The 10,711-nt window shown below is 71.2% G+C and carries 10 protein-coding genes and 1 pseudogene; 3 read left to right on the top strand and 8 right to left on the bottom strand.

Annotated features, from left to right (window positions below; genetic code table 11):
• Positions 1 to 839: methylmalonyl-CoA mutase family protein (locus tag ACH4NX_RS15565; protein WP_398127151.1), on the bottom strand; the 839-nt coding region annotated here is incomplete at its 3' end.
• Positions 840 to 1,091: 252 nt separating this feature from the next.
• Here ACH4NX_RS15565 and ACH4NX_RS15560 point away from each other — a divergent pair.
• Complete coding sequence (locus tag ACH4NX_RS15560; RefSeq protein ID WP_398127150.1) at positions 1,092 to 2,000, top strand: L,D-transpeptidase family protein; 909 nt, start codon at positions 1,092 to 1,094, stop codon at positions 1,998 to 2,000.
• A gap of 139 nt (positions 2,001 to 2,139) precedes the next feature.
• On the opposite strand, the gene ACH4NX_RS15555 is transcribed toward ACH4NX_RS15560, so the two are convergent.
• The 3 genes from ACH4NX_RS15555 to ACH4NX_RS15545 form a co-directional block, all read right to left on the bottom strand.
• Positions 2,140 to 3,396 (bottom strand): hypothetical protein, encoded by a 1,257-nt coding sequence (locus ACH4NX_RS15555; RefSeq protein ID WP_398127149.1) that lies wholly within the window; start codon positions 3,394 to 3,396, stop codon positions 2,140 to 2,142.
• A complete protein-coding gene (locus ACH4NX_RS15550; protein WP_398127148.1) occupies positions 3,396 to 4,058 on the bottom strand; it encodes an RNA polymerase sigma factor in 663 nt (220 codons plus the stop codon). The genes ACH4NX_RS15555 and ACH4NX_RS15550 overlap by 1 nt, the downstream gene beginning before the upstream one ends.
• A gap of 259 nt (positions 4,059 to 4,317) precedes the next feature.
• Entirely contained in the window at positions 4,318 to 5,520 is a 1,203-nt protein-coding gene (locus tag ACH4NX_RS15545; RefSeq protein WP_398127147.1) for an RNA-guided endonuclease InsQ/TnpB family protein, read from the bottom strand.
• Positions 5,521 to 5,570: 50 nt separating this feature from the next.
• Here ACH4NX_RS15545 and ACH4NX_RS15540 point away from each other — a divergent pair, with 50 nt between their 5' ends.
• On the top strand, positions 5,571 to 5,729 hold the full coding sequence (locus tag ACH4NX_RS15540; RefSeq protein WP_351401185.1) for an Arc family DNA-binding protein: 159 nt from the start codon (positions 5,571 to 5,573) through the stop codon (positions 5,727 to 5,729).
• A gap of 1,016 nt (positions 5,730 to 6,745) precedes the next feature.
• On the opposite strand, the gene ACH4NX_RS15535 is transcribed toward ACH4NX_RS15540, so the two are convergent.
• The 4 genes and pseudogenes from ACH4NX_RS15535 to ACH4NX_RS15520 all read right to left on the bottom strand — a co-directional run bounded on the left by ACH4NX_RS15535 (position 6,746) and on the right by ACH4NX_RS15520 (position 9,832).
• Positions 6,746 to 7,132 carry a hypothetical protein gene (locus ACH4NX_RS15535; RefSeq protein WP_351401187.1) on the bottom strand — a complete coding sequence of 129 codons (387 nt, stop codon included), beginning with the start codon at positions 7,130 to 7,132 and terminating at the stop codon, positions 6,746 to 6,748.
• 165 nt (positions 7,133 to 7,297) lie between these two features.
• Positions 7,298 to 7,477, bottom strand: a pseudogene (locus tag ACH4NX_RS15530) (hypothetical protein); the annotation flags it as partial.
• A 153-nt stretch (positions 7,478 to 7,630) separates the two neighbouring features.
• On the bottom strand, positions 7,631 to 8,158 hold the full coding sequence (locus ACH4NX_RS15525) for a hypothetical protein (RefSeq protein WP_398127146.1): 528 nt from the start codon (positions 8,156 to 8,158) through the stop codon (positions 7,631 to 7,633).
• A 111-nt stretch (positions 8,159 to 8,269) separates the two neighbouring features.
• Complete coding sequence (locus ACH4NX_RS15520; RefSeq protein WP_398127177.1) at positions 8,270 to 9,832, bottom strand: glycoside hydrolase family 20 protein; 1,563 nt, start codon at positions 9,830 to 9,832, stop codon at positions 8,270 to 8,272.
• A gap of 263 nt (positions 9,833 to 10,095) precedes the next feature.
• Here ACH4NX_RS15520 and ACH4NX_RS15515 point away from each other — a divergent pair, with 263 nt between their 5' ends.
• Complete coding sequence (locus ACH4NX_RS15515) at positions 10,096 to 10,611, top strand: 2-oxo-4-hydroxy-4-carboxy-5-ureidoimidazoline decarboxylase (protein ID WP_398127145.1); 516 nt, start codon at positions 10,096 to 10,098, stop codon at positions 10,609 to 10,611.
• The last annotated feature ends 100 nt before the right edge of the window (positions 10,612 to 10,711 follow it).

The following is a 10,711-nucleotide window of genomic DNA, read 5'->3' as shown; positions in this document are numbered from 1 at the left end:
CGCATCACCCGCGCCCAGATCCGGCGGGCCGCACGGAACTTGGCGACCTCCTCCAGAATCGTCGTACGCGCCACGAAGAAGAACGACAGACGCGGAGCGAAGTCGTCGACGTCCATCCCGGCCGCGACCGCCGTGCGCACGTACTCGATACCGTCCGCGAGAGTGAACGCGATCTCCTGCGCCGGAGACGCACCCGCCTCGGCCATGTGGTAACCCGAGATCGAGATCGTGTTCCACTTCGGGATCTCGGCCCGGCAGTACTTGAAGATGTCCGCGATCAGCCGCAGCGACGGCTTCGGCGGGAAGATGTACGTCCCCCGCGCGATGTACTCCTTCAGCACGTCGTTCTGGATCGTGCCGGTCAACCGACCCGCATCCACGCCCTGCTCCTCGGCGACCAGTTGGTACAGCAGGAGCAGAAGGGAAGCCGGCGCGTTGATCGTCATCGACGTGGAGACCCTGTCCAGCGGGATCCCGCCGAACAGCACCCGCATGTCGTCGACCGAGTCGATCGCCACCCCGACCTTGCCGACCTCACCGCTCGCGATCGGCGCGTCCGAGTCGTGCCCCATCTGCGTCGGCAGATCGAAGGCGACCGACAGACCCATCGTGCCGTTCGCGATCAACTGCTTGTACCGCGCGTTCGACTCCGTCGCCGTACCGAAACCCGCGTACTGCCGCATCGTCCACGGCCGCCCCGTGTACATCGACGGATACACACCCCGCGTGAACGGATACCTCCCCGGCTCACCCAGCTTCTCCACCGGATCCCAGCCCACCTGGACACCGGGCCCGTAGACCGGTTCGATGGGCAGTCCGGACTCAGACTCGCGCGCCATGGTGTGATGCCTCCCGCTGAGCACATGTTCGAACTGCTCGAACCATCCGTCAGTTACTCGCCGATACGGACCGACCTCCGACGGACTGTATCGGCGCACGCGCCACCCGGTGGAGGGGCGCACGCTGGGACCTTGCTCACAACCTCGATGCGGTCCCGGTCACAACGATGCCGTGCCGTTCACGACGCGTCATCCGGGGGGAGACATCTCAGGGGACGTCCGTACGGGGCGGTGAGACGGCGGGGGGCCGTGATGCGTATGACGGGCACGGGGTACGTGGGGAAGGCGGTCGCCGTCGCCCTGGGGGCCGCGCTGGCGGCGGGCGGCTGCACCGTGCAGGGAGCCGGTGTCGACGGCAAGGGGCGTGCGCCGGTGCACATAGAGGTCACCGGGGCGCCCCCGAAACAGCCGAAGCCGCCGAAGCCGCCGGAACAGCCGCAGCAGCCTGAGCAGCCGAAACAATCGACGCAGCCGGAGAACGCGCCGGCCGGCGACCCACCGGCGAGTGCGCCGACCGCCCGTACCGAGCCCCGGGTGCTGTGGAGGCGGGGCGACACCGGCCGGGACATCCGTGAACTGCAGGCCCGGCTGCGCCAGGTGGAGTGGCTCGTCGACGGGCCGACCGGCACGTACGACGACCTCACCGAGCGCGCGGTGAGCGGCTTCCAGGGCAAGCGCGGGCTGCCCAGGACGGGCCGGACCGACACCGTCACCTGGCAGCGGCTGCTGGGCATGTCGCGGGAGCCGGGCAAGTGGGACCTGTACCTGATGGGCGGACAGCCGGCCGCCGCCCCCGACCCGCGCTGTCTGACCGGACGGGTGCTGTGCGTCAGCAAGTCGAGCCGGACACTGCGCTGGATGATCGACGGACGGACCGTGTCGACGATGCCGGTGCGGTTCGGCTCGCAGTACACGCCGACCCGGGAGGGCGAGTTCGAGGTCTACTGGAAATCCCGCCACCACGTCTCGACGCTCTACGACTCCGCCATGCCGTACGCGATGTTCTTCAGCGGCGGCCAGGCCGTGCACTACTCCGACGACTTCGCCGTCCGCGGCTACGCGGGCGCCTCGCACGGCTGCGTCAACGTACGGGACGAGGCGGCGATCGCGGATCTGTACGCGCAGGTGAGGAACGGCGACAAGGTCGTCGTGTACCCGTGAGGCGGTGAGCCGGGAGTACGGGGAATGGGGCGCGGGCGGGACCGGGGGAACGTGTCCCGCCCGCGCCGAGGTGCACGAGCCGTAGGTACGGGGGGAACCCCGGCTCGGTGCGCAAGCCGATGACCAGTCGGCTCACTCATTACTGCGCCACGGCGGCCGAAAGTGTCACACCCTCGGCGAGGGAGCCCTCCCGGCCCTGCGAAAGCGCGGGTCGGACGGCGTGCAGAACGGCGGACGAGACGTGCGGCGGGTGGTTCGGCCGCTGCTGCGGCAGGGGCGCGAAGGCCGAGGGGGCGTGCGGATCGCGGTGGTGCCCGGCGGGCGGGGTTATGTGGGGGCCGTCGTCGTCTTCGTCGCCCTTGCCGCCCTTGTCACCGCCGCCCTGCTTTCCGCTCTCGCCTCCCTCACCGCCCTTCTCACTCTTTTCCCTTTCCCCTTTACCGCCCTTGTCTCCCTTTTCTCCCTTGTCGTTCTTGCCGCTCTTGTCGTCGGAGTCGCCCGTCTCGTGCTCGGTCTCCCGTTCCCGGGCCGCCTTACCGGACTCGTCGGCATCCCCGCCCTCCTTGCCGCCGCCGCGGTCCTGAGCAGCGCCGTCGGTCCCGGCGAGGAGGTTCCTGCAGTACTTCCCGACCCGGGACGAGCCCCCGGCCGCCTCCTTCAGCGCGCGCCTGCGGGTGCCCTCCAGTTCCTTGCCGACGCCCACGTCACGGCAGGACGCGGCGAGGCCCGGCCGCCCGCCGCGGGAGCCGTCCGCCCGGTCGTCGGAGGCGGAGCCGGAATCGCGGTCCTCGGCCGTGCCGCCGCCCGCGTCGTCCCGCGCGCCGCCCCGGTCCGGCGTACCGGACGTGGGGCCGCCGAGCGTCGACCCGCCCCGCACACCGGTGGGCGGCGAGGGCGACACGAGCGGGCGCTCGGGGGACGCGGCGGCCGAGACGGTGGCGCCGGGTTCCGGTTCGGCGCCGTCGAACGGTGTCGGCAGGACTCCGGTTCCGGCGGCCACCGCCACTGAGCCGACCATGCCGACGGTCAGCGCGGCGGCCAGCCCGAGCCGCAGGGGACGGCCCCAGCGAGGGCGCCGGGCGCCGTCGCCGCGGGGGCCGATGCGCACCAGTCCGGCGTCGGAGAGCCGCGGCGCGGCTCCGTGCCCAGGGGCGTCCGGCCCTCCCGCCCCCGCGGCCGCCCGCTCGGCCCGCACCTCGCGGAAGGCGGCCAGCGCGGCGGCCTCGCCGGGGAGTTCGGCACTGTTCGGCACGGGTGGGGCGGAGAGTGCGCTCAGGGCGCGGGCGAGCCGTTCGGCGCGGTCGCGGGCCGCGGGGCCGACAGCCTCCGGTGCCTCTCCGCGCAGCAAGATCTCCGCCGTTTCGCGGTCCAGCCACCTGTCCTGCTCGTCGGCCATCACATGTCCTTCTGCGTCCGCGCACGCGTACGCGTCACAGTCGCGGACGTCACCGCACGGCGGTGCGGTTCTCGCTGGGGCGGCAGGGCCTCGAGCCCGCCGCCCGATTCCGGATCCCCGCCGAGCAGCTCGGCCAGGCGCTTCAGGCCGCGGTGCGCCGCCGTGCGGACGGCACCGGGCCGTTTGCCCAGCGTCTCGGCGGCGCTCTTGGCGTCGAGGCCCACCACCACGCGCAGGACGACGGCCTCGGCCTGGTCCTGGGGCAGCCGGGCGATGAGGGAGAGGGTGCTGTCGGTGGCCAGGGCCTGAATGGCCTCGTCCGCGGTGTCGGACTCGGACGGCCTGCCGGTCAGTTCCGTCTCGTCGCCGCCCGTCGCGGGCCGGCGACCGCGCATGCGGATGTGGTCCAGCGCGCGGTTGCGTGCGATACGGGCGGCCCAGCCGCGGAACCGGTCCGCGTCGCCGTCGAAACGCTCCAGGTCACGGGCTATCTGCAGCCAGGCCTCGGACCCCACGTCCTCGGCGTCGGCATCGCCGACCAGTGTCCGCACGTATCCCAGCAGTCGCGGATGCACCGCCCGGTACACGGTCCGGAACGCGGTCTCGTCCCCGCCCTGCGCCGCGCGCACCGCGGCGGTCAGCTCCGCGTCGTCCCCCAGCACCGAGAAGCCTTTCTGCGCCTAAACCGGCGCCGCTCTCGCGGACGTGGTCCTCACCGTCGTGGTTTCTCAATCAATGGTCGCGGTGGCCTCCCGCAACCCCGTCGCGGAAGCGAGCCCCCCGCTGATCGGCGCGAATGGCACGTTACGTCTTGAAACCGCCACTCGTCCATGTCCTCATCCCATTGCCGTACAAGATGCAACTAAGCCGTGACGCGGTGAGGTTTGACTGCCCCCTCCCTGACGGGTGGGGATTCCTGGCTCAGGCTGCCTTCTGGAGCAGCGCTCCCGAAGGTCTTGCGCCCTCGTCACCAGCCGGGTCCAGAACAGCCCGGACGAGCATCACGCGGGCGGAATTCTTGTCCCTGGGGGAGACGGCTCCGCACGCCGTGCAGGTGTAGGTACGTTCGGACAGCGGGAGTGCGTGCTTGGTTCTCGCTCCGCACCGTGCGCAGTCCATGGTGGTGTGCGCGGGATGTACGAGGCGCACGTCTCGGCCGTGCTTGCGGCCCATCTCGATCAGGGCATTCTTGGTGGCGCCGATCGCCGCATCCGCCGCCTTGCGCGCCATGGTGGTCCGGGCGAGGAACTTTGGGCGGAAGTCCTCCACCGCGATCGTGTCATGGTCGCGGACCACCTTCTTCGCCCACTTGCGGGCGGCGTCCTGCCGCTGCCGGGCGATCTTCGCGTAAGTCCTCGCCCGCCACTTCTTCGCCTCGCGGTAGCCACCCGAGGCGGCGTGGCCCTTCTTCGGTCGGCGTCGGGCCATCATCCGGTCATACCGGGTCAGCTTCGCCTGGGCGTTCTTCCCATGCTCGGCGTGGGGAAGGTCATGGGCGTCGGAGGTGGTGGTCGCGGTGTCCTTCACTCCCCAGTCCACACCCAGCACGCGCCCCGTACCGGGGAGCGGCCGCACCTCGGTGGAGACCACGAACGAGCAGTACCAGTGTCCGATGCCGTCCTGGTAGACGCGGACGCTGGACGGGGCGGCGGGCAGGTTGCGGGACCACACCACGGTCAGGGTGATGCCGCCTGCCAGGTGGAGTCGTCCATTCTTGAGGCGGAAGCCACGCCGGGTGTAGTTCAACGTGGGCAGGACGTCCCGCTTCTTCTTGTACTTGGGCATTCCGGCCCGGCGGTGCATCGGCAGCCGGTCCTTGATGTCCTTGAGAGCCTTCGCGCGAGACTTGCCGAAGTCGCGGATGAGCTGCTGCTGCGGCACCGAGGAGCCTTCGGCAAGCCACGGAGTGCGAGCGCGAGCCCCGGTCAGCATCGTGTCGAGGCGGGCGGGACCGCACTTCTCGCGCTCCGCGTGGGCCTTCTTCGAGCGAGCCACGCATTCATTCCAGATCCACCGGCACCGCGCCCACTCCGCCAGCAGTGCCGAGCGTGCGGTCGACGACACGCGCAGCCGGTAGGTACACCGGGCATGCCCGGCATCCTCGACTCTATGCAGTGTCGTCATAGTGTCACGGTACCACCATTCAACCGTCAGCCAGCAACTATTCTGGAGTCATGGATGAGGGAACACGCATCACACTCCGCCTGCCCACCGATCTCCACGAGTGGCTGGTCGCTCAGGCCAAGACCGCCCGCAGGTCCCTCAACTCTGAGATCGTCTACCGCTTGGAGGTCGAGTACGACGCCGCCGTGGCAGACACCGAATCCTCTTGAAAACGACGCAGGTAACAGAAAAGGCAGTCGCGGCGCTGTAAGGAGTACGGGCCGCCGCGCGGCCCGTACCGCGCGACGGCCGGGGCCTCTCCTGTGGGGGGTGGCGGCCCCGGCCGTCTCGCATGCACTCCACGAACTGACCTGGTGGTATGCCCCGCTAGGCCGATGCCGTCGTCCACAGCGGTACGTCACAGGTGCAAAGTACAGCGGTCCACTTCACGAACTTGCGCTGCTGCGGGCTTGATCTGCCGGTCGAGGAGATCGCGGCCGAGGACGGCGTGATGGGCCGGTCGATTCGTTACCGCCTCGAATAATGTGTGGGCAAGCTCGCTGTCTCGCTGGCCGGTCGGGACTTGACGGGCAGGACGAGTCGGGCCGAGGTCAGCGTTCGCATTCGGTCATCTCTGGGACTGCAGCGGCAAGTTCCTCGCCCCGCAGCACAGCGATGGGCAAGCTCTGGCACACCCATCGTCATCGGCGCCCGAGGGAGACATCACGGCCTTGGCCCACCCGTGCAACGTCAGGTAGAAGGTGTGCAGCGACGCTTCGAGGCCGCCGCCCACCAGGCGGTTGTGGACCCTGCCGAGCGGGTTCGAGACCCGCCCGGCGCACGAGCACCTCACCGACGCAGGCGCCCGGGCCGAGCAGCGTGCCGCGTGCCCGCTCGTGGCCGGCACCGCCCTTGCGTATGCCGTCGACCAGGAAGTCGAGGATCCGCACGCTGGCCGGGGAGTAGTCCAGCGGCAGCCGGCTGCGGGCCGTGACTCGGCGGACGAACGCCGTCGCGTGCGCCCGCATCTCACAGGCACGCGGCACGCCGCCGCCCACCTCGCCCCGCTTGATCCATCCGGATCACCACCCCTTCGCCGCCGGGGCGGGGGCCGGTGCCCGCGGCCCGGCTCCCCCGCTCGTCCAGCGGGCGGGGCGCTCCGGGTGTCACAGGGCCGCGGCCGGTGAACCGTCTCTACGTGGCCCGTGATTGACGAATCGTTTCTGTACGGCCCCCGGCCGGGTCGTCACCGGGCCGCCGCCGCGTCCCGGCACAGCAGCCGGAGCGACCCGTCACCGGTGAAGCAGCGGCGGGCCTCGTCGATCGGGTCCCACAGGCGGCCGTCGGGCGTGCGGACCCAGTGATCGCCGCCGGTCGCCCACCACTCACCGCCGGCCTGGCGCACGATCACCTCTCCGGCGTAGGCGCCGAGTCCGCGCAGTACCGTCTCCACGGCGGCGTACGGCGCTCCCTCGTCCCGGATTCCGTCGATCACGCGGTCGACGCGCCACAGGCTCTGCGCCGAGTAGTCCAGACGCAGCCGCGCGCCCTCGCGCATCGTGGCCACGGCGTCCGCCGCCCACCGCACCGGCTTCGCGGCGGCCGACGGCCGGTTCTCCTGCTGGGTCGTCATTCCGCTGGTCACAGTCGTCACAACCGCTAAAGCGCCGCCAGGTGGAGTTTCGTCACACCCGTACGCCGGCCTCTCCCCAACCGGTGCGGGACCACCCCACCTCCACCACCTCGGCCGCACCGCCGTCGCGCGTTCCCCGCACGACGGTCACAGGCGAGCCGGCACTCAGCCCCGGCCGCGCGCCCGGCGGGAGACCACCGCGCGCAGCACCCGGCGCCCCTCCGTGGAGACCTCCAGGGCCCGGCGCAGCCCGGCCGGGCCGTGACCGGCGAGCACTTCGAGGACGGTGACCTGGCGGCGCAGTTCGGCGGCGACGAGAGGCGAGAGCCCCTCCGCACCGCCGTCCGCACGGCCCCCCGCACCGCCCTCCCGGCGTACGTCGGCCCGCGCGATCAGTTCCACCGGGCTCATCCGGTGCCTCCCTGTCCCTACCGCTTCGGCCCGCTCACCACCACGGAGCCCGCACTTCCCCCTACTGCGCGCGACGGCCCGGGAGTGTCACAGCGGCACCACACCCAGCCGGTCGAGGAACCGGAAGAAGAGGTTTTCGGCCAACGCGTCGGCGCCCGCGCCCGGACCGCCCCCGGGGTCGGCCGACAGCACCTCCGCCAGCTCCCCGGCGCTCGCGGTGCGCCCCGCCTCGGCGGCCCAGGCCACGGCACGCACGGCGGCGTCACGGGGCTCCAGGAAGTAGTCCTCCAGAGTGAGCCCGTCCCTCTCGGCGCCGAGGTACCCGGCCATCGCGGCGCGCGCCAGGCAGGTCGTCCACGCCCCGCTCTCGGGCGCCGCCGCCTCCACGACGACGCAGTCGCTGTCCATGACGTAGCCGAACAGCGCGGGCGCGCCGGTCTGTCCGGCCAGGTCGTTCATGTTCCCGACGTCTCCGTCGCCGCCCGGGAACTCCCACACCTGCCAGCCGTCCGGCGCGGACAGCCGCAGGTTCATGTCCGCGGCGCGCGACAGCGCGTCCAGCTCCGCGAGCGGCCGCTCGGCGCGGCCCACGACGAAATACCCCCAGTAGCCCATGTCCCGGCTCCCCCCGGCGTGTCGGTTCGGCTCGCCAAAAGACCACCACAGCCGTACGGGAGTTCGCAGCCGTATCGGACAATCACCGCGACGTCCGGGGGGCGTACGGGATCAGTCGAGCTGGTTCGCCAGCGACTTGAAGTCGGTCCAGGACAGCTCGGGCTTGTCCGGGTCCCACAGTTTCTGGACCGTCGCGGCCAGCGGGAGCCGGATCCCGTCGGCGACCTGCGCCTGCGTCTGGGCGTTCGGCAGGTCTCCCCACACGGCGAAGCTGCCGCCCAGTATCTGGTCGTCGTACTTCGCGTCGACCGCGGTGGTGCCGCGCAGGACGCGCGGCGTCCACTGTTCGTAGATGCGCTCTCCGGTCGGGTAGACGAAGGTCTGCGGCTCGCCGAGCACGTAGTAGAGGAACTCGTCGTTGTAGTTGAGGACCTCGCGGCCCTCGCTCAGGTACTCCGTGGGCTGCCGGGCGCCGATCTCCTTGCCAGTCCAGTAGGCGACCTTGATCTCCTTCAGGGGCTCGACGGTCGTGTCCTTGAAGAAGCCGTCGTTCCAGGCGCGCGGCGTGCGGTCGTGGGCCATGACCGTCTTGGCCCGGCCGTTGAGCCAGGCGGTGGTGAGGTCGGCGACGGTGCCGTCGGGGCCGTACGCCTCGCGGGCGGCGGCGGCGAGGTCCGGGTAGGACGCCTCGGGGTCGGACACCACGAGCGCCTGGTACTCGTCGGCGCCCAGGTGGAACTGTGAGCCGGGGAAGAGGTCGGCGTACTCGTCGAGCAGGTCGTCGACGATCTCGGCGGACTCGGGCTTGGAGATGTCGATCGCGCCGCGCGTGGGCGTGCCCCGGGCGTTGCGCAGCTGGAGGTCGGGGTGGGCGGCGAGCACGGCGCCGAGGTGTCCCGGCGAGTCGATCTCGGGGACGACGGTGATGTGCCGGGAGGCGGCGAGGTCGATGATCTCCTTGACCTCGGCCTTGGTGAGGTGGTCGTCGGAGACGATCTCGGGGTGCGAGTCCGACTCGATGCGGAAGGCCTGGTCGTCGGAGAAGTGCAGACCCAGTTCGTTGTACTTCAGGTCGCCCAGCTCGCGGATCCGGTCCTTTATCCAGTCGGCGTCGTAGTGCTTGCGCGCGATGTCGAGGCTGAGGCCGCGCCGCGGTTTGGCCGGTTCGTCCGTCACGACGCCCTCCGGCGCGCCGGCGCCGCCGTCGACCGCCTGTTTCAGGGTGCGGGTGCCGTAGTAGACGCCGGCCTCGGCCGGTCCGCTGACGGTGACCCGTCCGTCGCGCACGGTCATGGTGTACGACTCCGGGTTCGCGCCCTTGTCCCCCTTGACGTCCAGCAGCACGTCCCCGGCGCGTTCGTCGTCCTCCTCCCCCGCGTACGTCAGCCCCAGTTCGCCGGCTATGAGGCGTCCCTCGTCGGCGAGAGCGGCGTCGGCGACGACGACGCGGTGCTCCTTCTCCGCCTGCCATCCGGGGCCGCGGGCCGGGGCGTGGTCGCGTACGGCGGGTATGGTCCGCGGCTCCTTCGACAGTGCGTAGGAGCGGCTGGGGCTGGGCGCGGCGGCCTCCGGGGATCTCGCGGCCGAGCCCCCGGGCCCGCCGTCTCCCTCACTGTCGGTGGCCCACAGGCCTGCTCCCACACCGAGCGAGGCGACCACCGCACCGGTGATCACGACCCGCTGCCTCACATTGCGCGCCGGTGTCCGGCGTCCGTGCTGGCTCACGGCGCCAACCTACGGCCGTGAGCTCCACCATGCGTCCACCACATGTTCTGAAACTCTCCCGTTCGGGTGAAATTGGGGCATCGGCCGGACACGTCATGCCGTCACTCGATAACGTGACGCCACACCTTTCGCACAATCCCCTGCCGACACACACGTGAAGCCCACGAGGACCCACGCTGCCTGCGCACCGTCTCCCAGACCTCCCCGGCCGAGTGGCCATACCGGTACCGACGCAAACACGCGCCGCACCGGTAACCGCCTCCTCACTGGAGCGCTTCAACACCGCCCCCGCCGACGAGGCCGTCCAGGCCCTGCTCACCTGCCTGAACAGCCATCACTGGGCCCGTCGCCTCATCGCCCACCGCCCCTACCCGGACCTGCCCGCCCTGCTGGCCGCGGTGGACGAGGCGGCGTACGACCTCTCCCCGCAGGACCTGACGGAGGCACTGGCGACGGAGGCGCTGCCCGCCCTGCCCAAGGACACGTACGCGGCGGCGCACACGGCCCTGAGCGCGGCCACCGCGGCCTACGAGAGCCGCTTCGGACACGCGTTCGTCATCTGCCTGGACGGCATGCCCGCGAACGACGCCCTCGACCATGTACTCGAAGGCATCCGGTCACGATTGGCAAACGATCCGGAGGAGGAACGCCAGGTCGCGGCCGATGAACTGAGGCGCCTCGCGAGAGGCAGGCTGCCCGACGCCCTTCAGGGGCGCGCGGGGCCGTGACCTCCAGGGGCGTGCGGCCGTGACCTCAGCGGCTCCGTCGCGCGGGCTCGGCCGGCCACCGACGCCCCACACCCGGCAAACCACCCAAAGCCCCACCCTC

The sequence above is a fragment of the Streptomyces sp. NPDC017225 genome (assembly GCF_044331465.1).
GTDB lineage: Bacteria > Actinomycetota > Actinomycetes > Streptomycetales > Streptomycetaceae > Streptomyces.
The sequence above is the reverse complement of the archived record's forward strand: the minus strand, read 5'-3'. Positions and strand labels throughout refer to the sequence as shown.